General features: G+C 62.9%; 27 protein-coding genes. 13 read left to right on the top strand and 14 right to left on the bottom strand.

Annotated features, from left to right (window positions below):
* Nucleotides 1-271: 271 nt before the first annotated feature.
* Nucleotides 272-604, top strand: coding sequence for an ATP-dependent Clp protease adapter ClpS (clpS, locus tag ACIQ2A_RS11655; RefSeq protein WP_398479171.1), 333 nt, complete (start codon nucleotides 272-274; stop codon nucleotides 602-604).
* A 248-nt stretch (nucleotides 605-852) separates the two neighbouring features.
* Nucleotides 853-3,249: an ATP-dependent Clp protease ATP-binding subunit ClpA gene (gene clpA / locus ACIQ2A_RS11650; RefSeq protein WP_398479120.1), complete on the top strand. Its 2,397-nt coding sequence runs from the start codon at nucleotides 853-855 to the stop codon at nucleotides 3,247-3,249.
* A gap of 183 nt (nucleotides 3,250-3,432) precedes the next feature.
* Here the strand turns inward: clpA and ACIQ2A_RS11645 are convergent, their stop codons facing one another.
* Nucleotides 3,433-3,777 carry a PilZ domain-containing protein gene (locus ACIQ2A_RS11645; RefSeq protein WP_398479118.1) on the bottom strand — a complete coding sequence of 115 codons (345 nt, stop codon included), beginning with the start codon at nucleotides 3,775-3,777 and terminating at the stop codon, nucleotides 3,433-3,435.
* 128 nt (nucleotides 3,778-3,905) lie between these two features.
* Nucleotides 3,906-4,841, bottom strand: coding sequence for a glycine/sarcosine/betaine reductase selenoprotein B family protein (locus ACIQ2A_RS11640; protein WP_398479116.1), 936 nt, complete (start codon nucleotides 4,839-4,841; stop codon nucleotides 3,906-3,908).
* Nucleotides 4,842-5,041: 200 nt separating this feature from the next.
* On the opposite strand from ACIQ2A_RS11640, the gene ACIQ2A_RS11635 reads away from it, so the two are divergent.
* A complete protein-coding gene (locus ACIQ2A_RS11635; protein ID WP_398479169.1) occupies nucleotides 5,042-5,887 on the top strand; it encodes a transglycosylase SLT domain-containing protein in 846 nt (281 codons plus the stop codon).
* On the opposite strand, the gene arsH is transcribed toward ACIQ2A_RS11635, so the two are convergent.
* The 4 genes from arsH to ACIQ2A_RS11615 are packed head-to-tail and all read right to left on the bottom strand — an operon-like array spanning nucleotide 5,884 to nucleotide 8,087.
* Complete coding sequence (arsH, locus tag ACIQ2A_RS11630; RefSeq protein WP_398479114.1) at nucleotides 5,884-6,597, bottom strand: arsenical resistance protein ArsH; 714 nt, start codon at nucleotides 6,595-6,597, stop codon at nucleotides 5,884-5,886. The two genes, ACIQ2A_RS11635 and arsH, sit on opposite strands and share 4 nt — an antisense overlap.
* Nucleotides 6,587-6,991, bottom strand: coding sequence for an arsenate reductase (glutaredoxin) (gene arsC / locus ACIQ2A_RS11625; protein ID WP_398479112.1), 405 nt, complete (start codon nucleotides 6,989-6,991; stop codon nucleotides 6,587-6,589). Before arsC ends, arsH begins: the two co-directional genes overlap by 11 nt.
* The gene (locus ACIQ2A_RS11620) at nucleotides 6,988-7,677 is read right to left on the bottom strand and encodes an aquaporin (RefSeq protein WP_398479167.1); all 690 of its coding nucleotides are present in this window, start codon (nucleotides 7,675-7,677) and stop codon (nucleotides 6,988-6,990) included. The genes arsC and ACIQ2A_RS11620 overlap by 4 nt, the downstream gene beginning before the upstream one ends.
* Nucleotides 7,678-7,706: 29 nt before the next feature.
* Nucleotides 7,707-8,087: an ArsR/SmtB family transcription factor gene (locus tag ACIQ2A_RS11615; RefSeq protein WP_398479110.1), complete on the bottom strand. Its 381-nt coding sequence runs from the start codon at nucleotides 8,085-8,087 to the stop codon at nucleotides 7,707-7,709.
* 66 nt (nucleotides 8,088-8,153) lie between these two features.
* Between ACIQ2A_RS11615 and ACIQ2A_RS11610 the strand changes: the two genes are divergently transcribed.
* The 5 genes from ACIQ2A_RS11610 to tsaA all read left to right on the top strand — a co-directional run bounded on the left by ACIQ2A_RS11610 (nucleotide 8,154) and on the right by tsaA (nucleotide 12,184).
* Nucleotides 8,154-9,329 carry an MFS transporter gene (locus ACIQ2A_RS11610; protein WP_398479108.1) on the top strand — a complete coding sequence of 392 codons (1,176 nt, stop codon included), beginning with the start codon at nucleotides 8,154-8,156 and terminating at the stop codon, nucleotides 9,327-9,329.
* Between the two features lie 32 nt (nucleotides 9,330-9,361).
* Nucleotides 9,362-10,177, top strand: a complete 816-nt coding sequence (locus ACIQ2A_RS11605; RefSeq protein ID WP_398479106.1) for an AzlC family ABC transporter permease — start codon at nucleotides 9,362-9,364, stop codon at nucleotides 10,175-10,177.
* Nucleotides 10,174-10,527, top strand: coding sequence for an AzlD domain-containing protein (locus ACIQ2A_RS11600; protein WP_398479104.1), 354 nt, complete (start codon nucleotides 10,174-10,176; stop codon nucleotides 10,525-10,527). Before ACIQ2A_RS11605 ends, ACIQ2A_RS11600 begins: the two co-directional genes overlap by 4 nt.
* 164 nt (nucleotides 10,528-10,691) lie before the next feature.
* The gene (locus ACIQ2A_RS11595; RefSeq protein WP_398479102.1) at nucleotides 10,692-11,678 is read left to right on the top strand and encodes a Bug family tripartite tricarboxylate transporter substrate binding protein; all 987 of its coding nucleotides are present in this window, start codon (nucleotides 10,692-10,694) and stop codon (nucleotides 11,676-11,678) included.
* Between the two features lie 14 nt (nucleotides 11,679-11,692).
* The gene (gene tsaA / locus ACIQ2A_RS11590; RefSeq protein ID WP_398479099.1) at nucleotides 11,693-12,184 is read left to right on the top strand and encodes a tRNA (N6-threonylcarbamoyladenosine(37)-N6)-methyltransferase TrmO; all 492 of its coding nucleotides are present in this window, start codon (nucleotides 11,693-11,695) and stop codon (nucleotides 12,182-12,184) included.
* Between the two features lie 131 nt (nucleotides 12,185-12,315).
* On the opposite strand, the gene ACIQ2A_RS11585 is transcribed toward tsaA, so the two are convergent.
* The 4 genes from ACIQ2A_RS11585 to ACIQ2A_RS11570 all read right to left on the bottom strand — a co-directional run bounded on the left by ACIQ2A_RS11585 (nucleotide 12,316) and on the right by ACIQ2A_RS11570 (nucleotide 15,515).
* Nucleotides 12,316-12,747: an HIT family protein gene (locus ACIQ2A_RS11585; RefSeq protein ID WP_398479097.1), complete on the bottom strand. Its 432-nt coding sequence runs from the start codon at nucleotides 12,745-12,747 to the stop codon at nucleotides 12,316-12,318.
* A 50-nt stretch (nucleotides 12,748-12,797) separates the two neighbouring features.
* On the bottom strand, nucleotides 12,798-14,045 hold the full coding sequence (locus ACIQ2A_RS11580; protein WP_398479095.1) for a GNAT family N-acetyltransferase: 1,248 nt from the start codon (nucleotides 14,043-14,045) through the stop codon (nucleotides 12,798-12,800).
* A gap of 238 nt (nucleotides 14,046-14,283) precedes the next feature.
* Nucleotides 14,284-15,030: a glycerophosphodiester phosphodiesterase gene (locus tag ACIQ2A_RS11575; RefSeq protein ID WP_398479093.1), complete on the bottom strand. Its 747-nt coding sequence runs from the start codon at nucleotides 15,028-15,030 to the stop codon at nucleotides 14,284-14,286.
* A 17-nt stretch (nucleotides 15,031-15,047) separates the two neighbouring features.
* Nucleotides 15,048-15,515 carry a RidA family protein gene (locus ACIQ2A_RS11570; RefSeq protein ID WP_233022108.1) on the bottom strand — a complete coding sequence of 156 codons (468 nt, stop codon included), beginning with the start codon at nucleotides 15,513-15,515 and terminating at the stop codon, nucleotides 15,048-15,050.
* A gap of 235 nt (nucleotides 15,516-15,750) precedes the next feature.
* Between ACIQ2A_RS11570 and ACIQ2A_RS11565 the strand changes: the two genes are divergently transcribed.
* Entirely contained in the window at nucleotides 15,751-16,626 is an 876-nt protein-coding gene (locus ACIQ2A_RS11565; protein ID WP_398479091.1) for a cell envelope integrity EipB family protein, read from the top strand.
* Nucleotides 16,627-16,792: 166 nt separating this feature from the next.
* On the opposite strand, the gene ACIQ2A_RS11560 is transcribed toward ACIQ2A_RS11565, so the two are convergent.
* Nucleotides 16,793-18,166 carry a malonyl-CoA decarboxylase gene (locus ACIQ2A_RS11560; protein WP_398479089.1) on the bottom strand — a complete coding sequence of 458 codons (1,374 nt, stop codon included), beginning with the start codon at nucleotides 18,164-18,166 and terminating at the stop codon, nucleotides 16,793-16,795.
* Between the two features lie 159 nt (nucleotides 18,167-18,325).
* On the opposite strand from ACIQ2A_RS11560, the gene ACIQ2A_RS11555 reads away from it, so the two are divergent.
* Nucleotides 18,326-19,327: an ABC transporter substrate-binding protein gene (locus ACIQ2A_RS11555; protein ID WP_398479087.1), complete on the top strand. Its 1,002-nt coding sequence runs from the start codon at nucleotides 18,326-18,328 to the stop codon at nucleotides 19,325-19,327.
* Nucleotides 19,328-19,486: 159 nt separating this feature from the next.
* Here the strand turns inward: ACIQ2A_RS11555 and ACIQ2A_RS11550 are convergent, their stop codons facing one another.
* Nucleotides 19,487-20,473, bottom strand: coding sequence for a flavin reductase (locus tag ACIQ2A_RS11550; protein ID WP_398479085.1), 987 nt, complete (start codon nucleotides 20,471-20,473; stop codon nucleotides 19,487-19,489).
* Between the two features lie 141 nt (nucleotides 20,474-20,614).
* On the opposite strand from ACIQ2A_RS11550, the gene ACIQ2A_RS11545 reads away from it, so the two are divergent.
* The gene (locus ACIQ2A_RS11545) at nucleotides 20,615-21,661 is read left to right on the top strand and encodes a peptidase M29 (RefSeq protein WP_398479083.1); all 1,047 of its coding nucleotides are present in this window, start codon (nucleotides 20,615-20,617) and stop codon (nucleotides 21,659-21,661) included.
* Nucleotides 21,662-21,895: 234 nt separating this feature from the next.
* On the opposite strand, the gene ACIQ2A_RS11540 is transcribed toward ACIQ2A_RS11545, so the two are convergent.
* Nucleotides 21,896-23,191, bottom strand: a complete 1,296-nt coding sequence (locus ACIQ2A_RS11540; RefSeq protein WP_398479081.1) for a DNA polymerase IV — start codon at nucleotides 23,189-23,191, stop codon at nucleotides 21,896-21,898.
* Nucleotides 23,188-23,484, bottom strand: a complete 297-nt coding sequence (locus tag ACIQ2A_RS11535) for a DUF3572 domain-containing protein (RefSeq protein ID WP_398479165.1) — start codon at nucleotides 23,482-23,484, stop codon at nucleotides 23,188-23,190. Before ACIQ2A_RS11535 ends, ACIQ2A_RS11540 begins: the two co-directional genes overlap by 4 nt.
* Nucleotides 23,485-23,647: 163 nt before the next feature.
* On the opposite strand from ACIQ2A_RS11535, the gene ACIQ2A_RS11530 reads away from it, so the two are divergent.
* The gene (locus ACIQ2A_RS11530; RefSeq protein WP_398473315.1) at nucleotides 23,648-24,013 is read left to right on the top strand and encodes a response regulator; all 366 of its coding nucleotides are present in this window, start codon (nucleotides 23,648-23,650) and stop codon (nucleotides 24,011-24,013) included.
* 10 nt (nucleotides 24,014-24,023) lie between these two features.
* Complete coding sequence (locus ACIQ2A_RS11525; protein ID WP_398479079.1) at nucleotides 24,024-25,397, top strand: PleD family two-component system response regulator; 1,374 nt, start codon at nucleotides 24,024-24,026, stop codon at nucleotides 25,395-25,397.
* Nucleotides 25,398-25,492: the final 95 nt, after the last annotated feature.

Below are 25,492 nucleotides of genomic sequence, written 5' to 3'. Positions count from 1 at the left end.
CGTTTCAGCTTCGGCAGGTGCCTGGGAGGCCGTTTTCGGCTAAATCCTTGCGGCGACAGTGTGGCCGCCTGGCGGCCGTCTTTCGAAGCGGGCGGGGAAGCAATTCCGGGGGACGCAGCCTGCGCAGGGCTGGCCAATCCCCGGCGGGGACTTTTATACAGGCGCCATGCTGCAGACAGTTTCGACATCCGAGCCCGAGAACCATCCGTGGCCGTCCATCTGGACGCTGCGACCTGATGTGCAGGCCGTTATCCGCGCCAAAACCAGTGCGATGGCAGATGACGATAATCAGTCCGGCGGGCCGGGCGGTCCGAACACGTCGGTCATCACCAAGACCAAGCCGAAAACCAAGCGGCCGAATCTATATCGCGTGCTGATCCTGAACGACGATTACACGCCGATGGAATTCGTCGTCCACGTGCTGGAGAAGTTCTTCCAGAAGGATGTGGAAGCGGCGACGCAGATCATGTTGCACGTCCATCATCACGGCATCGGCGAGTGCGGCGTGTTTACTTACGAGATCGCCGAAACCAAAGTGACGCAGGTGATGGATTTCGCGCGCAAGCACCAGCATCCCCTGCAATGCGTGATGGAAAAGAAATAGCGCCGCGCTGGCCCCGAAAAGGGGAATGGGACTTGCATCGATTCCAGATTGGCCTTGATGCGCCAAACTGCTCGGACATGAGTCGCCTGGCGTCATAAATTGCGCTTTGCCGACACGAATGACGGCACTGAAAGATCGGTGCTGGAACCGGCCTTTCGCCACGATCTTGCATCACTATATGCAGAAAGGTTCTTGTTGCCTGCGAGGGCAACGATGGCCATGATGGTGGGGGCCAAAGAGGACGCGGAATGCCAACTTTTTCTCAAAGCCTAGAACAATCGCTGCACAGGGCGCTCTCGATCGCGAATGAGCGCCATCACCAATATGCGACGCTGGAACATCTCCTGCTGTCGCTGGTGGATGACTCGGACGCAGCAGCGGTGATGCGGGCCTGCAGTGTCGATCTCGACAAGCTGCGCGGCAGTCTCGTCAATTATCTCGAAACCGAATTCGAAAACCTGGTGACGGATGGCAGCGATGACGCCAAGCCGACCGCCGGCTTCCAGCGCGTGATCCAGCGCGCGGTGATTCATGTGCAGTCGTCCGGTCGCGAGGAAGTGACCGGCGCCAATGTGCTGATCGCGATCTTCGCCGAGCGCGAGAGTCATGCTGCCTATTTCCTGCAGGAGCAGGACATGACGCGCTACGACGCGGTCAATTACATCAGCCATGGCATTGCCAAGCGTCCGGGTGTGTCCGAAGCGCGGCCGGTGCGTGGCGTCGATGAAGAGACCGAGACCAAGGGCGGCGACGACACCAAGAAAAAGGGTGAGGCGCTCGAGACCTATTGCGTCAATCTCAACAAGAAGGCCAAGGACGGCAAGATCGATCCGGTGATCGGACGCACGTCCGAGATCAACCGTGCGATCCAGGTGCTGTGCCGCCGGCAGAAGAACAATCCGCTGTTCGTGGGCGAAGCCGGCGTCGGCAAGACCGCGATCGCCGAAGGTCTGGCCAAGCGCATCGTCGATAGCGATGTGCCGGAAGTGCTGGAGGCCGCCACCGTGTTCTCGCTGGACATGGGCACGCTGCTGGCCGGCACGCGCTATCGCGGCGATTTCGAAGAGCGCCTCAAGCAGGTGCTGAAGGAACTGGAAGCGCATCCCAATGCGATCCTGTTCATCGACGAAATCCACACGGTGATCGGCGCTGGCGCCACTTCCGGCGGTGCCATGGATGCATCGAATCTGCTGAAGCCGGCGCTGGCTTCGGGCGGCATCCGCTGCATGGGCTCGACCACCTATAAGGAATATCGCCAGCATTTCGAGAAGGACCGCGCGCTGGTGCGGCGCTTCCAGAAGATCGACGTCAATGAACCGACGGTCGATGACGCGATCCTGATCCTCAAGGGCCTCAAGCCTTACTTCGAGGATTATCACAAGCTGAAATATACCAACGAGGCCATCGAGGCCGCGGTGCAGCTGTCGTCGCGCTACATCCATGACCGCAAGCTGCCGGACAAGGCGATCGACGTGATCGACGAATCCGGTGCGGCGCAGATGCTGGTGACCGAGAGCAAGCGCAAGAAGACCATCGGCATCAAGGAAATCGAGACCACGATCGCGACCATGGCGCGCATCCCGCCCAAGACCGTGTCGAAGGACGATGCCGAGACGCTCAAGCATCTCGAAGGGACGCTGAAGCGTGTGGTGTTCGGCCAGGACAAGGCCATCGAGGCGCTGACGGCATCGATCAAGCTGGCGCGTGCCGGCCTGCGCGAACCGGAGAAGCCGATCGGCTCCTACCTGTTCTCGGGCCCGACCGGTGTCGGCAAGACCGAAGTGGCGAAGCAGCTGGCATCGTCGCTGGGTGTCGAGCTGATCCGCTTCGACATGTCCGAATATATGGAGCGGCACACGGTGTCGCGCCTGATCGGCGCGCCTCCCGGCTATGTCGGCTTCGATCAGGGCGGCCTGCTCACCGATGGCGTGGATCAGCATCCGCATTGCGTGGTGCTGCTCGACGAAATCGAGAAGGCGCATCCGGATCTCTACAACGTGCTCCTGCAGGTGATGGATCACGGCCGGCTGACCGATCACAACGGCAAGCAGGTCAATTTCCGCAACGTCATCCTGATCATGACGACCAATGCCGGTGCGGCCGACATGGCGCGTGCAGCCTTCGGCTTCACCCGCAGCAAGCGGGAAGGCGATGATCATGAGGCGATCAACCGCCAGTTCGCACCGGAATTCCGCAACCGTCTCGACGCCATCGTGTCGTTCGGCCACCTGAATTCCGACGTCATCGGCATGGTGGTGGAGAAGTTCGTGCTGCAGCTGGAAGCCCAGCTGGCGGACCGCGACGTCACCATCGAACTGTCCGAGCCCGCCAAGGCCTGGCTGATCCAGCACGGCTATGACGAGCAGATGGGCGCGCGCCCGATGGGCCGCGTGATCCAGGAGCACATCAAGAAGCCGCTCGCGGAAGAGCTGCTGTTCGGCGAACTCAAGAACGGCGGCCATGTCCGCGTCGTCCTCAAGAAGGGCGAGGAGGTTCTTGGCGTCGAGCAGGAGAGCATCGGCTTCGAATTCGTCGATGGTCCGGTGACACCGAAGCCGGAAAAGCTCCCGGCCAAGCGCAGCTCGGCGAAGAAGTCGAAGCCCGGCAAGGGCTCAGGCTCTTCGAAGGGGCTGGTGAAGGCGTAACGCTTTCGCGCGATTGACATGAAGAAGGCCGGTGAGGGATCACCGGCCTTCTTGTTTGGCTCCGTCCCTCATGGTGAGGAGGCGCGAAGCGCCGTCTTGAACCATGAGCAGGCTGGGCTCTTGAGTTTGAGGCCATCCTTCGAGACGCGCGCTTTGCGCGCTCCTCAGGATGAGGGGAGCGTGTTACTTCCCCAACAGCTTCTGGATTTCCATCTGCAGTTCGCGCTTCTTTGCTTCGCTCTTGCGCACGCGCGCGTCGAGATCGGAGGTGTCATCGCTGCGCGCATCATTGAACGAGACGCCGACCACATTGCCCTTGGTCCAGACGATATCCGCGGTGACGGGGCGGCCGTCGCGTTCGATGGTCAGCGACATCTGGTCCTTGATCGGACGGTGGCCGAGCGGAAACTGGATGCGTGCGCCGTCTTCCGACATGTCGCGCACGATGCATTCCTTGGCCTTCTGGTCCTTCGACGCGGTCGCGCCCAAGGTCACCTTGTCGCGCGGTTGTTTGCGACGGTCGTCCATGTCCGTAAATCCCCGTTTGGTTCGGGCGGACTCTACGCGGTTCCATCGACCGGGGAAGGCTCCCGGCGTGGCCTCGCGAAGTTAACGTAAATCAAGTTTAAGATCGGCCGCCGAAAACCGGCCATAATTCACGCGGCGGTATCCTTCAGCCCTTTAGCTATCTCCTTTTGCTTGTCGAATTCCGCACGGCGGCGGGCCAGCTCTTCGGTGCTGAGCAGGGCCACATTGTTGTAATCGTTCTTCCAGGCCGGATCCTGCGCCCAGCGCAGTGGGGACTGCATGGTCGTCTGTGGTCCGACGGCGGATTCCAGCAAGCGCAGGGCCAGTTCGAGCGTCAGCGCCTGCGAGGCTTTGTCATGCGGCTTGCCGGCGGAATTGCCGAGCGGGAAATCGCTGAACAGGAAGCGCGGCACGCCCACATGTTCGACGATATCCTTGGCGCAGCCCATCACCACGGTGGGGATGCCGTTGGCTTCCAGATGCCGCGCGACGATGCTGACGGTCTGGTGGCAGACCGGGCAGTTCGGCACCAGCACGGCGGCGTCGATGCCGTCGGCCTGCGCACGGGCGAGGATATCCGGCGCATTGGTCTCCGACGTGACGCGGTGGCTGCGATTGGTCGGCGCGCCGAAGAAGCGCGGTGCGACTTCGCCGATGCGTTTTTGCGCCGCGGCCTGTTTGAGTGCTGCGAGGGGAAACCAGGTGCCGCTGTCGTCGGCTTTGGTGTGCACGCGGTCATAGGCGATGTGAGAGATGCGGAGGTCGTGGCTCCGCGACGTATCGCCGTCATAGACCTCGTAGAACTTTGCGCCGCCATTATAGATCGCGCCGGGGCCCTGATCGCCTTTGACGGGATTGTAGGGGGCGGCAGTGGTGATGATCGCGACGCGGGCCTGCGTCAGTGGCTTCTTCAGCGACTGAAACGGGGCGTCGATATTGTGCGACCAGCGATACGGCGCGTCATAGCCGAGGGCGCGGTAATAGGCGCGGGTGCGCGCCATATACTGGATCGGCACATCGTCCTGTGCCGCGCGGTCCGGAGTCTCGTTCGGAATCTCGCTCATGGTTTTCGCTCCCGTATCCGCCGTATTTGCTTCATAGCTAACTGGTTGCAAATAACTGTTCAAGGCGCGGAACTCGCGCAGGGCCCTGCATGACGCGATGGATCACGGGAGCGATGGCGAGCCTTGCGTTGCTGCTGACAGGCACTGCGCAGGCCGAGGAGCTGCCGCTCAGCGAGCTTGCAAAACCCGGCGCCGACCGCATGTTGCCGATGCGTCCGGAGATGTCGGACGCGTCGCCCGACTCCAGTGCCCGCGAGGCGATGTGCCTGATGATCGAGTCGGCGGCGCGCGCTAATGATCTGCCGCTGGAATTCTTCGCCCGCGTGATCTGGCAGGAGAGCCGTTTCCAGGCCAATGCGGTGGGGCCGGTGACGCGCAGCGGCGCACGCGCGCAAGGCATCGCGCAGTTCATGCCGGAGACGGCCGCCGAGCGGCGGCTGCTCGATCCCTTCGATCCCGTGCAGGCGCTGCCGAAGTCGGCCGAATTTTTGCGCGAGCTGCGCGATCAGTTCGGCAATCTTGGTCTTGCGGCTGCGGCCTACAATGCCGGGCCGCGCCGCGTGCAGGACTGGCTCTATGGTAAAGGCTATATGCCCGGCGAGACACGCAACTATGTCTCGGCCATTACCGGGGCTACGGTGGAGGACTGGCAGGCGACCGGCCGCAATGGCAAGGCGCCATCGCGGTCGCAGACATCGAGCTGCCGGGAATTGATGGCGCTGCTGCGGCGTGCGCCCAATCCCTTTGTCGAGCAGCTCGAAGTTCGTGTGAAACTTGGCGAGTCCAAGCCATGGGGTGTCCAGCTGTCCGCCGGCTTCAGCCGCGATCGCGCCTTGATGCAATATGCGCGGGCGATGACGCGGCTACGCACGGTGGTTGGGGATCACGATCCGAATCTCGTGCGGTCGATCTTCCGCAGCCGCGGCACGCGGCCGTTCTATCAGGTCCGGATCGGCGCCGACACACGCGAGGAAGCGAACGGGTTGTGCAGTCAGATCCACAAGGCTGGCCAGGCTTGCCTTGTGCTGCGTAACCGGGGCGCTTAGGTCGCCTGTTGCAAGCTCAGACGTTCATGCAGCGCAGTCGCATGTTCCTTGCGCTCGCTATAGCGGTCGGTGAGATAGGCGCTGTGACCGCGCGTCAGCAGCGTGAATTTTATCAATTCCTCGGCGATATCCACGATGCGGTCGTAATAGGGCGACGGCTTCATGCGACCGTTGTCGTCGAATTGCTCATAGGCGCGTGCCACCGACGACTGGTTCGGGATGGTGATCATGCGCATCCAGCGTCCGAGCACGCGCAGCTGGTTGACGGCATTGAACGACTGCGATCCGCCGCTCACCTGCATCACCGCAAGCGTCTTGCCCTGGGTCGGGCGGACCGCACCGATGGCAAGCGGAATCCAGTCGATCTGCGCTTTCATGATGGCAGTCATCGCGCCATGCCGCTCCGGGCTGCACCAGACCTGACCTTCGGACCATGCAGAGAGTTCACGTAACTCGCTGACCTTTATATGATCGGCGGGTGCGTCGTCGGGCAAGGGCAGGCCGGCCGGATTGAAGATGCGCGTCTCCGCGCCGAAGGCTTCGAGCAGGCGCGCGGCTTCCTCGATTGCGAAACGGCTGAACGACCGTGCGCGCAGCGAGCCGTATAACAGCAGGATGCGCGGCTTGTGGGACACCGGCGCTGCCGACAGGCGGTCGAAGCCGGGGACTTCGAATGCGGTCTCCAGAATGTTGGGACAATCAGCCGGCATCGACGACCTCGCCATCTTCCTTGACGAAACGGCCGATCCGCGGATTGGGCAGGATCTCGAGCACCTGTTCCGATGGCCGACACAGACGCGTGCCTTTGTCTGTCACTACGATGGGGCGATTGATCAGCACCGGATGTGCCGCGATGGCATCGAGCAGCGCGTCGTCGCTCAGGCTGTCGTTATCGAGGCCGAGCTGCTTGTAGGCAGCCTCCTTTTCGCGGAGCAGGCTGCGCAGCGGAAGCTCCATCGCGGCGGCCAGTTCGACAAGGCGCGCGCGCGTCGGTGGTGTCTTCAGATATTCGATGATGGTGGGCTCGACGCCGCTTTGCCGGATCATGGCCAGCGTGTTGCGTGAGGTGCCGCAGGCGGGATTGTGGTAGATCGTGATGCTCATGAGGATGCCTTGCTGCAAATGGCTCTGTCCGCTGGACGCAACAGCCATGTCATGATGGCCAGCGCGAGCAGGGCGCCAGACAGTTGCGCGATGATGAAGCCGGGAAGATCGATCGGGCGGATGCCGGAGAAGGTGTTGCTGAAGGCGCGTGCGATCGCGATGGCCGGATTGGCGAAGGATGTGGAGGCCGTGAACCAGTAGGCTGCGGTGATATATAGTCCGACCAGCCATGGCAGGCTGGTGCGCTGAAAACGAAGGCCGGCCAGGATGGTGGCGACAAGCCCGAAGGTTGCGATGGTTTCCGCGAACCATTGCGCGCTGCCGGTGCGCATTTTCAACGACATCTCCATGGGGATCGCGAACATCAGATGCGCGATCAAGGTCCCGGCCAGTGCGCCTGCGATCTGGGCCAAGATGTAGAAAATTGCATCGGATGCTGTGATCTCACGCCGGAGGGCGAAGACCAGCGTCACGGCCGGGTTGAAATGCGCGCCGGAAATCGGCGAGAGAATGCTGATGAGCACGACGAGGATCGCGCCGGTTGGCAGCGTGTTGCAGAGCAGAGCGAGCGCCATGTCTTTGGTCAGCGTTTCGGCCATGATGCCGGAGCCCACCACGGTGGCAACCAGCAGCGCCGATCCCAATGCCTCAGCAAACAGTCGTCGCGAAAGATCGAAGCGCGGCATCGCTGTCGCTATGTCGTCGTTGGCTGGCATCACTCTGCTGTCGCTGCGCGCTTGACGCGTGGCGCCTTCTTGGCGGGCGCGCAGCACGGCAGCAGGCTCTCGACCAGCGGCGCGCATAGTTCGGCGCTGCCGCCGCAGCAATCCTGGATCAGGAACAGGGTCAGCTTGCGGAAGCCGTCAATGTCTGCACGATAGATGATCGAGCGGCTCTGGCGCACGCTGCTGACGAGGCCTGCGCGGGAGAGAGTTGCGAGATGCGCCGACATCGTGTTTTGCGGCACCTCCAGGAGGCGCGCGAGTTCGCCCGCCGCAAGACCCGCGGGCTCGTGCTTCACGAGCAAGCGGAACGTCTCGAGGCGGGTGACTTGCGCCAGTGCGGAGAGTGCTGCAATCGCGTCTTGTGGTTTCATATATCCAGAATTATGGATATATTGGTGCATGTCAAGCGCGCGAGTCGTGGACGGTGAAGGTCGGGAATGAGCGAGAAGCAGCTGCGGGTCATTCTCGCATTGGGCACGACGCAGACGCTGGCATGGGCTTCCAGCTATTATCTGCCGGCGATCCTCGCCAATCCGATCGCGCAGGATCTCGGCATCTCGCCGACGCTGTTCTTTGCGGCGTTTTCCGGCGCGCTGGTGATCTCGGGGCTGCTCGGCCCGCGGGTCGGGCGGCAGATCGATCGGGTCGGCGGGCGGCAGGTGCTGTCGATCTCGAATGTGACCTTCGCCATCGGGCTGGCGCTGCTCGGCAGTGCGCATTCCAGCGCGATGCTTATCGTGGCGTGGCTGTTTCTCGGCTTTGGCATGGGGCTCGGGCTCTATGACGCCGCCTTCGGTGCGCTCGGGCGCATCTTTGGCGACAAGGCCCGGCGGGCGATCACCGGCATCACCCTGATGGCCGGCTTTGCCAGCACGATAGGCTGGCCGCTCTCGGCCTGGGGGCTCGAACATATCGGCTGGCGCAACACCTGCTATGTCTGGGCCATCGCGCATCTCGTGATCGGTCTGCCGCTCAATCTCTTCTGCCTGCCGCGCGTTGAGCGGCGCGTGGTGGCGGCGGAGGCCGGGGCCAAGCCGCATATTCCCATCGACCGGGCGATGGTGCTGCTGGCGATTGCCTTTGCGGCGGCATGGGCGGTGACGGGGGCCATGGCAGCGCATCTGCCGCGGATCCTCGAAAGCATGGGGGCGACCACGGTGCAGGCGGTGGCCGCAGGCGCGTTTATCGGGCCCGCACAGGTGCTGGCGCGGATCGTCGAGGCCAGCCTGCTCAGCCGGTCACATCCGCTGCTGTCGTGCCGCCTGGCCTGCGCGGCGCATCCCGTCGGCGCACTGATTATTGCCGTCATCGGCGGTCCGGCAGCAATCGTGTTTGCGATCTTTCACGGCGCCGGCAATGGCATTCTCACGATTGCGCGCGGCACGGTTCCGCTGGCGATTTTCGGGCCGCATAATTACGGCTATCGCCTTGGCCTGCTCGGCGCGCCGGCGCGGGTGGCGCAGGCGATGGCACCGCTGGCGTTCAGCCTGCTGATCGATGATCTCGGCGGCTATGTGCTTGTGGTGTCTTCGGGCCTCAGCCTGCTGGCGCTGTTGGCGCTCTGCCTGCTGAAGGTGACGCGGTTTCAGCCGCATCAGCCAGGCCACGCGTGATCTGCGAGGGCCGAGGGGGATCTGCGTGATCCATGCATGCCGCGCTCTTGACCGATACGGCATTCGGCAGCCAATGGGCACCGGGATCAATCGGACAGAAACGGACCATCGTGGCGCTGCTACCTGCACTGGACTCACCGCGATGGCAGGGGACCGCACCGGCATTTCTCTACGGCCTGCGCTCGGTGGCCACCACGATTCTCTCGGCGGTGCTGTTCGCCACCTATGTCGGCATCGGCGCGCTCGCGCATGATACGCATTTCAGCCTGTTCTGGGCGCTGCTGAGCACGTTCCTGATCTGGGCCGGCCCGGCGCAGATCATCCTGCTGGCGGCGCTCGGGTCCGGTGCCACGGCGGTTCAGGCGGCGATCGCCGTTGGTGTCAGTGGCATCCGCCTGTTTCCCATGGTGGTGTCGGTGCTGCCGATGCTGCGGGCGCCGGAGACGAAAAAGCGACAGCTGATCCTGCCATCGCATTTCATCGCCGTGACGCTCTGGGTCGAATGTTTTCGCCTGCTGCCACTGGTGCCGCGCGAGCGCCGCATCGCGTTCGTCAACGGGCTCGGCTGCGGTCTCGTGCTGACATGTCTCACGGCGACATGGATCGGCTATCATCTTGCCGCCAATCTGCCGCCGCTGTTCGGTGCGGCGATCCTGCTGCTGACGCCACTGGCGTTCCTGCTCTCGACGGCACGCAACTGCAAGAAGCTTCCCGATGTCATCGCGCTGGTGCTTGGCCTCGCGCTGTTTCCCATCGTGTCGTGGTTCAACACCGGCGTCGATATCCTGATCTCCGGCATCTCCGCCGGCACCATTGCCTATGGCGTTCATCGCTGGAGGCGAAAGTGAGCGAATTCCAGACTTTTATCGGTGACTGGCACGCGCTCGTCATTCTCGTGCTCGCGGGTTTCCTGCCCAATGAGGTCTGGCGCATGCTCGGCCTGTGGCTTGGCGGCGGCATCGATGAAGAGGCTGACATTCTCGTCTGGGTGAGGGCGGTGGCGACCGCGATCCTTGCCGGCGTGATCGCGCAGATCCTGGTGCATCCGCCCGGCGCATTGGCGACGGTGCCGGCGCTGTTGCGTTACGGCTCTGTGCTGTTCGGGCTGCTGGTGTTTCTCGGTTTCAAGCGCTCGATCTTCGCCGGCGTGTTGTGCGGCGAGCTGATGATGGTCGGCGGGAAGTATTGGATGGGGTGAAGTGCAGGGCGGATGAGCCGAAGGCGTCATCCGCCGGCCGAGTTTGTTTGGCGAAGAACGGCGGATGACGCCGCGCTCATCCGCCCTACGGCCGGCGCTCTTGTCTCACTGTTCGAACAGGATAGTCTCTCCCCCAAGCAAACAAGAATGCCTCGGGAGAAACCATGACATCGCGCCTGCGCTCCGCACTGCTATCCACGCTCGTCATCGCCGCAACAGTGGTCACTGCTCCGCTCGCCCGCGCAGCGGAATATCCGGCGCGTGCGATCAAGCTTGTCGTGCCTTATGCCGCGGGCGGACCGACCGACGTGTTGGCGCGCCTCGTGGCCGATTATCTCGGCCGCGATCTCAAGCAGACCACGGTCGTGGAGAACAAGCCGGGCGCGCAGGGGGCCATCGCGGCCGAAATGGTGTCGCGTGCAGATCCGGACGGCTACACGCTGTTCGTCACGGCGGCATCGATCATGGTGCTCAACCCGCTGCTCTACAAAAAGCTGCCATACGATCCGCAGAAAGACCTGCGCATGCTCACGGTCGTCACCGACCTGCCCGTCGTGATGGAAGTGCATCCGTCGGTGCCGGCGAAGACGGTGAAGGAATTCGTCGCCTATGCGAAGGCCAACCCGGGCAAGCTCAATTTCGGCTCGGCCGGGACGGGCGGCACGATCCATCTCGCCGGCGAGATGTTCAAGCAGATCGCGGGCGTGGAGATGACCCATGTGCCCTATAAGGGCGCGGGGCCGGCGCTGACCGATCTCTTGTCGGGCAATATCCAGGTGATGTTCGATACGCTCTCCACGGCGCTGCCGCCGGTGAAGGGCGGGCTGCTGCGTCCGCTCGGCGTGTCGTCGAAGGAACGCAGCCCCGATCTGCCGGATGTGCCGACCGTGATCGAGAGCGGCTATCCCGATTACCAGGTCGGCGTCTGGTTCGGTCTGGCGGGCTCGTCGAAACTGCCGGACGAGGTGGTGACGAAGGTCATGGCCAGCATGGACAAGGCACTGAACGATGCGACCTTCCGCGCCTCGCTGGAGAAGATCGGCTTTCCCGTGCTGAAGCCGAAGACGGTGGCCGAGATCAATCAATTCGTTGACGAGGACCGCGCGCGGTGGTCGAAAGTCATCAAGGCGATGAACATCTCGCTGGATTGATCGAGGAATGCACCATGGTTCGTGAAAGTGAAATCCGCGCCGGCGAAGTCGTCGTCGAGGCACCGAAACCGAACCATGCCGGGCTGGTCTATATCGGCCGCATCCGCACGCCCTGGACGTCGCGGCTGGAAACGCCGCGGCAGGGCCGGCATGACGGGCCGGTGTGCCGCCTCGAGATCTTCGAGCCGTGGGTCAAGGGGCTGAAGGATCTCGAACTCTACAAGTCGCTCGAGGTGCTGTACTGGCTGCACCTGTCGCGGCGCGATCTGGTGCTGCAGAGCCCGAAGAATGACGGCACGGCACGCGGCATCTTCTCGCTGCGCACGCCGGTGCGGCCGAATCCGATCGGCACCTCGCTGGTGAAGCTGGTCGGGATCGAGGGCGCGACCGTGCTGGTGCGCGGGCTGGATTGTCTCGACGAGACGCCGCTGCTCGACATCAAGCCTGATCGCTGCGAATTCACGCCCCTAGCGCCGCCGCAGCCGGGGGATTTTCAGACGGAGTGATCCACTCTGCCCTCATCCTAAGGAGCGGCCGCTTGGCCGCGTCTCGAAGGATGGCGACAGGCTCCGAGCCAGGCCATCTCATGATTCGAGACGGCGCTGCGCGCTCCTCACCATGAGGGGCGGAGTTTGGTTCAGCCCAGCGCCGTCAGCGCCGCAATCAGCTTCGCTGCATTCGCTTCCAACACCTTCGGATCTTCCTTCAAGCTCGCGGCCGGCAGCAGTGCGGTGCCCTCGAAGCGCGGCATCACATGCATGTGCAGGTGAAACACCACCTGGCCGCCGGCGGTTTCGGAATATTGCGCGACGGTCATGCCGTCCGCATGGAAGGCCTGCTTCGCCGCCACGGCGATCTTCTGCGCGGCGCGGACCACATGGGCGTAATCCTCCGGCAGGATGTCGAAGATATTTCGCGCGGCGGCCTTGGGAATCACCAGCGTGTGGCCGGGGGAGCGCGGCATGATGTCGAGGAAGGCGAGGACGTGGTCGTTCTCGTAGACCTTCACGCAAGGCAGTTCGCCACGCAGGATTTTGGCGAAAATGTTGTTGTTGTCATACGCGACCATGGAATCCTCCCGACATTGCGCGGCGAATGTCGCCGCCGATGGCGTTCCGGTCAAGGCGCCGGATCGCCCTTGCGGAACGGGCCGAGTTCGGCGAGTTCGCGGCCAGCTTCGGCCACATAGCTGCGCTCACGCTTGAGATAATCGGCCACCGCGGCACGAAATCCGCGATCGGCGATGTAATGGGCGGAATAGGTGGTCTGCGGGAGATAGCCGCGGGCGATCTTGTGCTCGCCCTGGGCGCCGGCTTCCACGGTCTTGAGCTTGCGGCGGATGGCAAAGTCGATGGCCTGATAATAGCAGACCTCGAAATGCAGGAACGGATGATGCTCGACCGCACCCCAGTGGCGGCCGAACAGCGTGTCCGAACCGATGAAATTGATGGCGCCGGCGATGAACTTGCCATCGCGCTTCGCCATGATCAGCGCCACGTCATCGGCCATGGTCTCGCCGATCAGCGTGTAGAATTCTCGGGTGAGGTAGGGGCGCCCCCATTTTCGCGAGCCCGTCTCCATGTAGAAATCGAAGAAGGCGTCCCAGGCTTCCTCGGTGATGTCTGTCCCGGTCAGCGCCTCGATGGTGATGCCGGCGGCCAGCGCATCGCGACGCTCGCGCTTGATGGCCTTGCGGTGGCGGGAATTCAGCGTGGCGAGGAAGTCGTCGAAACTGTCATAGCCGGGATTGTGGAAATGAAACTGCTGGTCGGTGCGCTGGAGAAAGCCGCGCCCAGCGAGAAAATTCCATTCATCCTCGCGGGCGAAGGTCACATGAACCGATGATGCCTCCGTCGCTTCGCACAGCCCGACAAGGCCGCCAGCCAGTGCGTCGCTGACCCGCGCAACGTCGACACCGTCGCGGATCAGAAGGCGGGGGCCGGTGGCCGGGGTGAAGGGAACCGACACCTGCAGCTTTGGATAATAGTCGCCGCCGGCGCGCTCATAGGCGTCGGCCCAGCCGCGGTCGAAGACATATTCGCCCTGCGAATGGGATTTCAAATAGCAGGGCACGATGCCTGCGATCTTGCCGCCCTGCTTGGCGAGGAGGTGCCGGGGTCCCCATCCGGTGCGCGCGCAGGCTGAATGCGATGCCTCAACTGCGGTCAGAAAAGCGTGTGAAACGAACGGGTTATAAGGTATTTCTGAAGTTGAGTTGGCAGCGCTTGAGAGCGTGTCGAGCGCCGCCAGATCGTCGGCCACTGTCTGCCCGGCGACGGCGCGGCCGGTTGCGCAAGCGTCCCATTCCGCGGGCGGCACCTGGCTGATCGATCCGACTGCTTCGAGGGTAATGTCCGATGACGTCATCAATCACTTGAACCGGTCAGGGGCGAACAGCGCGGCGACCTCGCGCTTCAATTGGGCACTTCGTGTCGCACTTCAAGACCCGGGGGAGAGTTACTCCCCCTCATCCTGAGGAGCCGCGAAGCGGCGTCGCGAAGGATGGCTGCGAAACTTGGAGCCAGGCCAGCTCATGGTTCGAGACGCGCGCAAGGGCGCGCTCCTCACCATGAGGGGAGCGCGCGGGGATGGTTGTCGTCGTGGATCACGGAACGAACCCCTCGAACGTCATCTGGTCGGCGTACCGCTCGGTGATGGCGCGCTGCTCCGGCGTGCGCACAGTCCATGTGATCAGCGCGCAGCCAAAGATGTTGCGGGCGATCCAGGGCGCTGGCGCGGGCAGTTGCTTGACCCAATAGGAGACGAAATGCGGGCGGGTACGGAAGGCATGACGGAGATGGCGCATGCCGTCGCGCTGGGCCTTTGTCAGCGCAAGCCACTCGCCGTCGTCATAGGTCCGCTGGGCGGTGATGCCGCGGGGGATTTCCGGGGCGATCTCGCGCATGGCAAAAACCTGATCGGGATCGAACGACATCCAGGCCGCTGGGCCGCGATAGGCGCGCAGCAATTCGGCTGTGCGGCGAACCAGTTGGCGGTCACCGTCAAAGTGACTCTTGATCTCGATGACGAGGCCCACGCGGCCATCCACCAGCGCGAGGAGGTCGCCGAGCGACATCATCCGCTCGGGCGTATCCTTGAAAGCTGTGGCCTTGAGTTCGGCGGTGGTCTTGGAGAGCAGGGCACCCGAGCCTTCGGTCAGGCGCCCGAGCGCGTCATCGTGATGGACCATCGCCTCGCCATCGGCGGTGAGCTGGACATCCACCTCGATGGAAAAATTGCCGGCGATGGCCGCAAGCATGGCACCGGGCATGTTCTCGATGATGCCGCGGGCACGGTCGTGCAGGCCGCGATGCGCGACCGGGCGGGCGATCAGCCAGTCAGGTGCGCGCATCGCATTGATTCCCGGGATCAGGCGACTTCGAACACCGCATCGACCTCGACGGCGCAATCGGCCGGCAGCGAGGCAACGCCGACAGCGGCGCGGGAGTGGCGGCCCTTGTCGCCGAAAGCGGCGACCATCAGGTCCGAGGCGCCATTGATGATCTTGGGCGCATCGACGAAGTCCGGCGTCGAATTGACGAAGCCGCCGAGGCGCACCACGCGGGCCACCTTGTCGAGGTCGCCGAGGGCGGCCTTGACCTGGGCGAGGATGTTGATGGCGCAGCCACGGGCCGCGGCAACACCGTCCTCGAGGCTGACATTGGCGCCGAGCTTGCCCTTGGCGATCAGCTTGCCATCGGCGCCGAGGCAGATCTGGCCGGAGACGAACAAGAGATTGCCGGTGCGCACGAAGCCCACGTAATTTGCCACCGGGCTGACCGGCTCATGAAGGGTGACACCCAATTCCGCAAGTTTCTGCTCGACTGCACCTGGCATACGAAAATTCCCCAAAGCTTGAAGTTAAGGCCCGGCCGCGAGAAGCGGTTCGGGCGCGTTTGTTTCCCCCATCAAGTCCGCCCATGCAAGTGACGTTCGGACGACGCCGGGAAGGCCACAATCCCGATGAAATATGGCATTCCGCAGGTTGTACTCCCGGACATCCCCTGCGGCCCTAGTTGCGGCGCAATGGGGCGGTCTTTATGATCATTGTTCCATCATACAGGACGACTCCATGCGCTGTACCGTCTCGACCTCGCGCCTTCAGGTTGCCACCCTCGCGCTGGGCGCTGCTCTGCTGCTGGCACCGGTGTCGGGCGAGGCAGCGGCGCCGGGATCGGCCGTGCCGTTTCTGGCGCATCAGGCGCTGTATGAGCTCAAGCTCACCAAATCGCGCGGCAATGCCAATGTGAACGCCGCCGAGGGCCGCATTCTCTACAATTTCACAGGCAGTTCCTGCGAAGGCTATTCGTCGGATTTTCGTCAGGTCTCCGAACTGAACAGCGGCGAGAACAAGACGACGCTGAGCGATCTGCGCTCCACCAGCTGGGAGGCGGGCGATGGCAAGAGCTATCGCTTCAAGATCGACACCCAGATGAATGACAGCGATCCCAACAAGATCGACGGCATCGCCGAGCGCGAAGGCGACCACATCAATGTCAAGCTGACGCTGCCGGAGAAGAGGACCATCAAGCTCGATGGCGACATCGTGTTTCCCACCGAGCAGATCCACCGCATCATCGCCGCGGCGAAAGAGGGCAAGTCGGTGCTCGAACTGAATGTGTTCGATGGCTCGGACACCGGCGACAAGGTCTACAGCACGCTGACTGTGATCGGGCAGGCGATCCCGGCCGATCGCAAGGTGGCGGAGCCGGATCCGGCGACGAACGACGACACGATGAAGACGATGTCGCGCTGGCCGGTGACGGTGAGCTATTACGACAAGTCGGCGAAGGCAGCGGACGGCGGCGAGCAGACGCCGGTCTATGCGATGTCATTCGAACTGTACGAGAACGGCGTGTCGCGCGCGCTGGCGCTGGACTACAATGATTTCGTCATTGCGGGCGCGATGAGCAAGCTGATGGTGAAAGAGACCAAGGCTTGTAAGTAGTTCCCTCGCCCCGCTTGCGGGGAGAGGGTGGCCGCGCGAAGCGCGGTCGGGTGAGGGGACTCTCCGCGAACTCGGAGCTTGTGGAGGCTTCCCCTCACCCGACGCCCACATGCTTTGCATGTGAACGTCGACCTCTCCCCGCAAGCGGGGAGAGGTTAAAGCGCAATCACTCCGCCCGTGAAAACCGCATGCTGTCCAGCAGCTTCAATCCGCCGCCTTCGGTCTTGAGCAGCTTCTTCACCGCGCTCGATGCCGCGATCTCGTAGTGATCCGCATAGGCCTCGTGGTTCTTCTCGATGTCGTCGAGGCGATAGAGATAATTCACCATCAGGCTGGCGGACTCGCGCAGGCCCTTGGCCGACATGTCGCCGAGCCAGTCGATGCGCTCCAGCCGTGCGCCATTGCCGAGATGGAAGCGGGCGACGGAATCCACCGGGCCGCCGCGGGCATTCTTCGCTTTCAGGAAGTAATGCGCGGCGAGGCCTTCCATGATCGGCTTCAACTGCTCGCGCAAGGCGGCGTCATTCGCCCAGAGCGGATCGTCGAGCAGATCCACCAGCGCGCGATCTTCATTCGTGAGGTTGAGATCATCCGCCTTCTTCAGCCACTTCATGAAGCCGGGCACGGGTGAGAGCGTGACAAAAGTGTCGAGCTTCGGCAGTTCGCGGCGCAGTTCCTCGACCACCTGCTTGATCAGGAAATTGCCGAACGAAATGCCGCCGAGTCCGCGCTGGCAGTTCGAGATCGAATAGAACACGGCGGTGCGGGCGCGCTCGATCGGCACCGGCTGGCGGTCCTGCGCCAGCAGTGGCGCGATGGCGCCGGGGATCGCTTCGGTGAGCGCGACCTCGACGAAGATCAGCGGCTCATCGACAAGGGCAGGGTGGAAGAACGCATAGCAGCGGCGATCGACGGGATCGATGCGGCGACGCAGATCGTCCCAGTCATGGATCTCATGCACCGCTTCGTATTTGATCACCTTTTCGAGGATGTTGGCGGGCGTCGACCAGTCGATCCTGCGCAGCACGAGAAAACCCCTGTTGAACCATGATGCAAAGAGATGGACGACGTCGTTGTCGACGGCGTTGAGCTCCTTGTTGCCGTTCTTCAGATCGAGCAGATCCTCGCGCATCTTGACGAGTTCGCTGGTGCCGCCGGGCGCGCGGTTGAGGCGGCGGAACAGCTCCTGCCGTTGCGGTTCCGATGCGATATGCAAGAGGCCTGCGCCATCGCTGGTGGGCTTGGCGCGCCAGGCTTCGATGGCCTTGTCGAGCTTGTCGCGATCCGGTCCGTATTTATGCGCCAGCGTTTCGAAGAACATGACACGCCCGGCTTGATCCAGCGACTGATAGCGATCGAGCACACCGCGGGCGATGGCGGTGCCCGAGGCTTCGCCGCGACCAGAGAGCAGATCGCCGCAGAGATCGATCATGTCGATGGCGTTTTGCTTGGGGTCCACCGAAGCGGGGCCGAGCCGCAACAGCGTGCGGCCGCGCTCTGAGATCGAGGCGAGGAGGTCGGAGAAGAAGTCATTGCTCATGCTGCATCAATTCCCGGCTGGAAGCCTCAGTCACTCACGCGACAATATAGCCCTTTGCGAGGCGTATTGCGCGATCATTTGAAGCATGAAACAATCGTGACAGGGCAGAGTTTCGGCAAGAGTTTTGCATTCACTATCGGCATCACAAGGGGATACACGATGAAGCGGACTTTTAAGCGTGGCGTTGTTGCGGCTTTGGCGCTGGGGGCAGTGAGTGTCGGGGCGCTGCTGAACAGCGGCGCGGCATTTGCCCAGCAAACGATCAAGGTGGGCTGGACCATTCCGGCCGAGGAATCCAAATACTGGATGATGAAGCGGCCGCAGGAATTCACCTCGCTTGGCAAGACCTACAATATCGAATGGGTGCAGTTTCAGGGCACCGCACCAATGACGCAGGCGCTGGCCGCCGGCGCGCTGGACTGCGCGACGCAGTCGCCGCTGGCGCTGGCGCAGGGTGTGGTCGGTGGTAACCTCAAGGCCTATGTGGTCGCCCAGCACGTGTTCGAAAAGCCGGGCAGCTTCTCGGTCTATTGGGCGGTGAAGGATGACTCGCCGATCAAGACCATCGCCGACCTGAAGGGCAAGACGCTCTCCATCAACACGCTCGGCTCCGGCATCTATGGCCCGATGGCGATCCTGCTGAAGCAGGCCGGTCTCGATGCGTCGAAGGATATCAAGCTGGTTGAAGTCGGCTTCGCGCTCTCGGAAGAAGCGCTGCGTTCGGGGCGCGTCGATTCAGCCGTGATGAACCAGCCGTTTGCCGCGCGCATGGAAGCCAAGGGCGGCACGCGCAAGCTGTTCTCGCTGTCGCAGCAGCAGGAAGGCATCGTGCACATCCTCGAAGCCTGCCGTGCCGATTTCGTGGACAAGAATCCCGATCTCGCCAAGGCCTATGTGCGCGACCTGACGTCGGGCATGCAGAAGGCGCTGGCCAATCGCGACGAAACACTGAAGGTCGTCAACGAAGTGATGAAGGCGCCGATCCCGGTGCTGGAAACGTACCTGCTCAAGGAAAACGATTTCGCGCGCGATCCGGGCGCAGCACCGAATTTCGATGCGATCCAGAAGATGCTCGATGTCTATGTCGAGACGGGGATGCTGCCGAAGAAGGTGGACGTCTCGGCCTGGAAGAATCCGAGCGTCGTGGCGCCGATCAAGTAAGGGCGCAACAATATTGATGAATGCGAATGGCCGTGCTTTGCCCGGCCATTTTCGCAGGAGCCGTAGGATGGGTAGAGCGAAGCGAAACCCATCACCCCATACACCGAGCTCGCCGCGATGGGTTTCGCTCCCGCGCTGCGCGCCTGCGCTCTACCCATCCTACGCTTCTTCGCTTGCTCCGCTATCAATCAACAAATCCAGCGCATATTTGATCGTTGCGCGCTCGTCGTCGCTGAAGCGACCGAGCACCGTCGCCTCATGGTGGAGTGCCGCCTGCAGCACCGGTTTTACCCGCGCGCGACCCTTCGCCGTCAGATGCAGCGTCACGCGGCGGCGGTCGTTCGACTCGCTCTTGCGCTTGAGAAGGTCGTCTTCCTCCATGCGATCCAGCGTCTTGGTCAGTCCCGGCTGCTTCATCAGCGCCATCGCGGCGAGCTCGCCGACTGACAGTCCCTCGACATCCGTCAGGCAGGCCAGCACGCGCCATTCCGGCACCGTGAGATCCCAGTCTTTCAGCCGTGCATGAAATTCGCTGGAAACATTGAAGCTCGCGCGCGCCAGCAGATAGGGCAGGTAGTTGCGCGCAAAACTGTCGCTGGCGAGTGGCGGCAGTTGCCGCTGTCCCTTGTCGATGCGGCGCATCTGGCCGGAGTGAAACACCAGCGGATCGTGATTGCGCTCGACGAAGCGCACGACTTCGCCGACCAGGATGGTGTGATCGCCGCCGGGATAGCGCGCCCAGATCTTGCACTCGAAGATCGGTGCGAGGCCGTCGATCAGCGGCGCGCCGGTAATGCCGGGGCGGTGGTCGATATCGGCGAATTTATCGGAGCCGCGGCGGCCGAAACGCATCGCGAGTTCGCCGTGATCGGCGCCGAGAAAATGGATCGCAAAGGCATCGGCTTCGACGAACGGATCGTGACTCGGTGAGGATTTTGCGACGCTCCACAGCACCAGCGGTGGATCGAGCGAGACGGAGGAAAACGAGTTCGCCGTCATGCCGACGGGGTGATCGCCGGCCTGCGCGGTGACCACCGTGACGCCGGTGGGAAACTGGCCGAGCGCCTGACGAAAGGTCGCGGGATTGATCGGCTGCGCGGCATCCGGCGATGTGTCGGGGTGGTGCGCCGGTCTGTCTGTCGCCATGTCGTTCGCCGCTCCGGAAGTGCGCGGGTGCCTTTAAAATAAGCGCCGCGCTGTCCTTTTAATCTTAAAAATATTCCTTTTCATATAACATGTCCGCGCTTATCATCCAACGATAATCGCTACAAAACACGGAGAGGCAACATGCTGGCGGATCGCATCGAAGCGAAATGGATCGACGCATTCTGCGAGATTTTCGAACGCTGCGCGGTCAAGCCGGGCGACACTGCGGCAATCCTCTCCGAGACGCAATCGCGTGCGCTGAATGTGCACATTGCCGAATTGGCATTGCTGCGCATGGGCGCAAAACCGTTCCATGTCATCGTGCCGACGCCGCGCAACAGGCAGGTGGTGCCGGTCCGCTCTACCGGCGCATCGGAAGCGATCCAGCAGTTGGGGCCGGTGGTCTCGGCGCTGCAGCAGGCGGGATTTGTCGTCGATTGCACCATCGAGGGCCTGATGCATGCGAAGGAGACGCCGGACATTTTGAAAGCCGGTTCGCGCATTCTCGTCATCTCGAACGAGCATCCGGAAGCGCTCGAGCGCATGGTGCCGGATTCGGCGCTGGAGAAGCGCGTGCGTGCGGCAGCGAAGATGCTGCGTGGCACCAAGCATATGAAGGTGACGTCGAAAGCGGGCACCGATCTCGATGTGAACATGGAAGGTGCGGCGACCGTCGGGGTCTGGGGCTGGACCGACAAGCCGGGCACGCTGGCGCATTGGCCGGGCGGCATCGTCGTGAGCTTCCCGAAGAGCGGGACCATCAATGGCACGGTGGTGATGGATGCCGGTGACGTCAATCTCACCTTCAAGCGCTATCTGACCTCGCCTGTGAAAATGCTGTTCAAGGACGACTACATCACGGAGCTGACGGGGGAGGGCGCCGATGCCGAGATGATGAAGCGCTATCTCGCGGCATGGGGCGACCGTGAGGCCTATGCGGTGTCGCATGTCGGCTGGGGCATGAATCCCAAAGCGCGCTATGAAGCGCTGCAGATGTATGACCAGCGCGACACCAACGGCACGGAAATCCGCGCGGTCGCCGGCAATTTCCTGTTCTCGACGGGCGCGAACGAATTCGTCGGCCGCTATACGTCGGGCCATTTCGACCTGCCGATCTTCAACACGACCATCACGCTGGATGGTGTGGACGTGATCAAGGACGGCGTGGTGCAGGACGTGTTTGGGTAGGGTTCTTTCTAACCTCTCCCCGCTCTGCGCGGGGAGAGGTCGACGTTCACATGCAGCGCATGTGAACGTCGGGTGAGGGGCGGGGCACAGAGCCCGCGTCACATGCGCTTCTTCGTTCTGCGATCCGTTATGAGTTTGATGTGTGGAGGGGCCAGTGCCTCGCCCCTCACCCGGCGCTGCGCGCCGACCTCTCCCCGCGCAAGATGCGGGGAGAGGTTAGGTCCGCACTCTTGGCTAGCCCCGCGTCTTCTCCGGCCCATCATACGCAATGCCCTTGATCACAGCGGCACTGCCGAATTTCTTCTTCAGCGCATCCATCGCGCGTTCGGCGTGCGCCGAGCGGCGGTCGAGCATGTTGTCGTCGCCGGCCTCTGCGCCCGGCCGTAGCGCGCTGACGCCCGTGCCGATCAGGCGGAACGCCGTGCCGTCGATCTCCTTCGCCAGCATCTCGCGGCTGATGTCGAAGATGCGTTTGGCCATCTGCGTCGGTGACTGGATCGATTGCGATCGGGTGCGCTGGCGGAAATCGCCGGTCTTCAGTTTCAGCGTCACCGTGGTGCCGGAGAGTTCGCCGCTCTTCAGCCGCTCCGACACCTTCTCCGACAGTCGCCACAGGATCTTCTCCAGTGTGGCGAGATCGCGGATGTCCTCGTTGAACGTGGTCTCGTTGGAAATCGTCTTGGCGCCACGATCGGCCACGACAAGGCGGTCGTCGATGCCGCGCGCCAGACGCCACAGCCGGCGGCCTTCGCCGCCGAACTGTTTCATCAGTTCGGTCTCGTCGGCCTTCTGGATATCGCTGATCTTGCGAAAACCGCGCTGCGACAGCCGGTCCGCCGTGGCCGGCCCGACGCCGAAGATAAACCCCACCGGACGATCCGCCAGCATCGCGGTCGCGTCCGCCTGATCGAGCACGGCAAAGCCGCGTGGCTTGTCGAGATCGCTGGCGATCTTGGCGAGAAACTTGTTCACCGACAGGCCGACCGACACCGTGATGCCGATGTCGCGCTCCACATCCGCGGCAAACTTCGCCAGCACCTTTGCGGGGATCATCCCATGCACGCGCTGGGTGCCCGCAAGATCGAGAAACGCTTCGTCGATGGAGAGCGGTTCCACCAGCGGCGTCAGCGCCTGCATGGCGTGGCGCACTTCGCGGCCGACGCGGACATATTTCGCCATGTCCGGCCGGATCACCTTTGCCTCCGGGCAGAGGTCCAGCGCCTTGAACATCGGCATCGCCGAGCGCACGCCATAGGTGCGCGCGATGTAGCAGGCGGCCGACACCACGCCGCGCTTGCCGCCGCCGATGATCACGGGGTGGTCGTTGAGGTCCGGATTGTCGCGCTTTTCCACCGTCGCATAGAACGCATCGCAGTCGATATGCGCGAGCGTGAGCGAGGGGAGCGCGTGATGACGCACCAGCCGGGGCGAGCCGCAGCTGGTGCAGCGTTTGACGCGGACATCCTGGTCGGCAAGGCAATCCCGGCAGAAGCAGCGCGGTCCGCTCACATCTGTCGGGAGAGGGGTCACGAGAAGTCGTTGCTTGTGGGGCCGCCCAGCGCCATCCGCGCGGCGGCGATGGTGTCGGGCGGCAGTTGGGTGGCGGCGGCAAAGGCCTGCACGGTCTCGTCGTCGCGCAGCACGAAATCCAGCACGCTGACGAGGAATTGCGGGTCCTTTGCAGCCGAGCGTAGCGTCTCCGGACCGATCCCGCTCTCGGACAGGAACAGGCCCAGCCGCTCGGGCTCGCCCGCCACGAAGGAGAGTGCCTGAATCGCAACGATTTCAGCCACTTCGCCGGGGTGTCGCCCTTGCTTTTTCATCACGCGTGTTTGCCTTTCCGTAACTTATCCGCTCTAGTTTGAATCATCATGCCCGAGTCACCCAAGTGATTCCAGTAATTGGGATTTTTGGAGGAGACGGGCCACTTGGCGGCATTGATCCGCCGGCGCAGATAAACCGTTGATTTCGGGATTGGAGGACGGGATGGCCAAAACCGTCCTGATCGTGGAGGACAACGAGCTCAATATGAAGCTGTTTCGTGACCTGCTGGAGGCCCATGGCTACCAGACGGTGGGCACGAGCAACGGCTACGAAGCGCTCGATCTTGTCCGCTCGCTCCGCCCCGATCTGATCCTCATGGACATCCAGTTGCCGCAGGTCTCGGGCCTCGAAGTGACCGGCTGGATCAAGAAGGATCCGTCCATCGCCATGATCCCTGTCGTCGCCGTCACCGCCTTCGCCATGAAGGGCGACGAAGAGCGCATCCGCGAGGGCGGCTGCGAAGCTTATTTGTCAAAGCCTATTTCGGTCGGGAAATTCATCGAGACCGTCCGTCGATTTATCGGTTAGGGAGTTTTCCATGTCAGCGCGTATTCTCGTCGTCGATGACATCCCCGCCAATGTGAAGCTGCTGGAAGCCCGTCTGTCCGCCGAATATTTCGACGTCATCACAGCGTCGAACGGCGCCCAGGCGCTGGAGATCTGCGCGCGCTCGGAATGCGACCTGATCCTGCTCGATGTCATGATGCCCGACATGGACGGCTTTGAAGTCTGCCGGCGTCTGAAAGCCAATCCGAAGACGCATTTCATTCCGGTGGTGATGGTCACCGCGCTGGATTCGCCGTCCGATCGCGTGCGCGGCCTGGAGGCCGGCGCCGATGATTTCCTCACCAAGCCGGTTGCCGATGCCGTGCTGGTGGCGCGTGTGCGCTCGCTGACGCGGTTGAAAATGATGACCGACGAGTTGCGCATGCGCGCGCTCACCTCACTGGAGATCGGCATCCAGGCGCCCGAGCGCAGCGCCGTGGCGGATGAGGGCGTGGGTGGTCGCATCCTGCTCGTCGATGACCGTCCGTCGTCCTATGAGCGTCTGGCGCCGCTGCTGGCTGCCGAGCACACGGTGGATGTGGAGCCCAATCCCACCGAGGCGCTGTTTCACGCGGCCGAGGGCAATTACGATTTGCTGATCGTCTCGCTCAGCCTCGAGAATTTCGATGGCCTGCGGCTGTGCAGCCAGGCGCGTTCGCTGGAGCGTACGCGGCAGATTCCGATCCTTGCCATCGCCGATATCGACAACAATGCGCGGCTGCTGCGCGGGCTCGAGATCGGCGTGAACGATTATCTCACGCGGCCGGTGGACAAGAACGAACTGCTCGCGCGCGCCCGCACGCAGGTGCGTCGCCGCCGCTACACCGATCACCTGCGCGACAATGTCCAGCACTCCATCGAGGCCGCGATCACCGACGGGCTCACCGGCCTGCATAACCGCCGTTACATGGAAAGCCATCTGCAGACGCTGGCCGAGCAGGCCGCGACGCGTAGCAAGCCGCTGGCGCTGATGATCCTCGACATCGACTACTTCAAGTCGATCAACGACAATCACGGCCACGACTGCGGTGATGATGTGCTGCGCGAATTCGCCGTGCGCATCCGCAAGTCGATCCGCGGCATCGATCTCGCCTGCCGTTATGGCGGCGAGGAATTCGTCATCGTGATGCCGGAGACGGACATGCATGTGGCCGGCATGGTGGCCGAGCGCCTGCGCCGCTCGATCGCCGGCGAGCCGTTTTCGATCGATCGCGGCAACAAGCGCATCGAGGTGACGATCTCGATCGGTCTTGCGACGCTGGAGAAGAAGGGCGAGCCGATCGCGGACGTGCTGAAGCGCGCGGACGTGGCGCTGTATCGTGCCAAGCATGACGGGCGGAATCGCGTCGTCGCAGCGGCGGCGTAGTTCTTAACCTCTCCCCGTTCTTTACGGGGAGAGGTCGCCGCGTCTTCGCGGCGGGTGAGGGGCATGGCACGCGTCTGCCTCTTACACAGTCCATC

This window comes from Tardiphaga sp. (genome assembly GCF_044336785.1).
Taxonomy (GTDB): domain Bacteria; phylum Pseudomonadota; class Alphaproteobacteria; order Rhizobiales; family Xanthobacteraceae; genus Tardiphaga.
This window is presented reverse-complemented; position numbering and strand designations above follow the sequence as displayed.

Coding starts and splice junctions, on each gene's coding strand:
- ACIQ2A_RS11570 (WP_233022108.1), bottom strand. CDS start 15,515: ATGCCAGGTGCAGTCGAGCAGAAACTTGCGGAATTGGGTGTCACCCTT.
- ACIQ2A_RS11610 (WP_398479108.1), top strand. CDS start 8,154: ATGAGCGAGAAGCAGCTGCGGGTCATTCTCGCATTGGGCACGACGCAG.
- ACIQ2A_RS11620 (WP_398479167.1), bottom strand. CDS start 7,677: ATGCCGCGCTTCGATCTTTCGCGACGACTGTTTGCTGAGGCATTGGGA.
- ACIQ2A_RS11550 (WP_398479085.1), bottom strand. CDS start 20,473: ATGGCGACAGACAGACCGGCGCACCACCCCGACACATCGCCGGATGCC.
- ACIQ2A_RS11640 (WP_398479116.1), bottom strand. CDS start 4,841: ATGAGCGAGATTCCGAACGAGACTCCGGACCGCGCGGCACAGGACGAT.
- ACIQ2A_RS11555 (WP_398479087.1), top strand. CDS start 18,326: ATGAAGCGGACTTTTAAGCGTGGCGTTGTTGCGGCTTTGGCGCTGGGG.
- ACIQ2A_RS11535 (WP_398479165.1), bottom strand. CDS start 23,484: ATGAAAAAGCAAGGGCGACACCCCGGCGAAGTGGCTGAAATCGTTGCG.
- ACIQ2A_RS11580 (WP_398479095.1), bottom strand. CDS start 14,045: ATGACGTCATCGGACATTACCCTCGAAGCAGTCGGATCGATCAGCCAG.
- ACIQ2A_RS11565 (WP_398479091.1), top strand. CDS start 15,751: ATGCGCTGTACCGTCTCGACCTCGCGCCTTCAGGTTGCCACCCTCGCG.
- ACIQ2A_RS11595 (WP_398479102.1), top strand. CDS start 10,692: ATGACATCGCGCCTGCGCTCCGCACTGCTATCCACGCTCGTCATCGCC.
- ACIQ2A_RS11575 (WP_398479093.1), bottom strand. CDS start 15,030: ATGCGCGCACCTGACTGGCTGATCGCCCGCCCGGTCGCGCATCGCGGC.
- ACIQ2A_RS11560 (WP_398479089.1), bottom strand. CDS start 18,166: ATGAGCAATGACTTCTTCTCCGACCTCCTCGCCTCGATCTCAGAGCGC.
- clpA (WP_398479120.1), top strand. CDS start 853: ATGCCAACTTTTTCTCAAAGCCTAGAACAATCGCTGCACAGGGCGCTC.
- ACIQ2A_RS11605 (WP_398479106.1), top strand. CDS start 9,362: ATGCATGCCGCGCTCTTGACCGATACGGCATTCGGCAGCCAATGGGCA.
- ACIQ2A_RS11615 (WP_398479110.1), bottom strand. CDS start 8,087: ATGAAACCACAAGACGCGATTGCAGCACTCTCCGCACTGGCGCAAGTC.
- clpS (WP_398479171.1), top strand. CDS start 272: ATGGCAGATGACGATAATCAGTCCGGCGGGCCGGGCGGTCCGAACACG.
- ACIQ2A_RS11545 (WP_398479083.1), top strand. CDS start 20,615: ATGCTGGCGGATCGCATCGAAGCGAAATGGATCGACGCATTCTGCGAG.
- arsH (WP_398479114.1), bottom strand. CDS start 6,597: ATGCCGGCTGATTGTCCCAACATTCTGGAGACCGCATTCGAAGTCCCC.
- ACIQ2A_RS11585 (WP_398479097.1), bottom strand. CDS start 12,747: ATGGTCGCGTATGACAACAACAACATTTTCGCCAAAATCCTGCGTGGC.
- ACIQ2A_RS11525 (WP_398479079.1), top strand. CDS start 24,024: ATGTCAGCGCGTATTCTCGTCGTCGATGACATCCCCGCCAATGTGAAG.
- ACIQ2A_RS11645 (WP_398479118.1), bottom strand. CDS start 3,777: ATGGACGACCGTCGCAAACAACCGCGCGACAAGGTGACCTTGGGCGCG.
- ACIQ2A_RS11530 (WP_398473315.1), top strand. CDS start 23,648: ATGGCCAAAACCGTCCTGATCGTGGAGGACAACGAGCTCAATATGAAG.
- tsaA (WP_398479099.1), top strand. CDS start 11,693: ATGGTTCGTGAAAGTGAAATCCGCGCCGGCGAAGTCGTCGTCGAGGCA.
- arsC (WP_398479112.1), bottom strand. CDS start 6,991: ATGAGCATCACGATCTACCACAATCCCGCCTGCGGCACCTCACGCAAC.
- ACIQ2A_RS11635 (WP_398479169.1), top strand. CDS start 5,042: ATGTTGCCGATGCGTCCGGAGATGTCGGACGCGTCGCCCGACTCCAGT.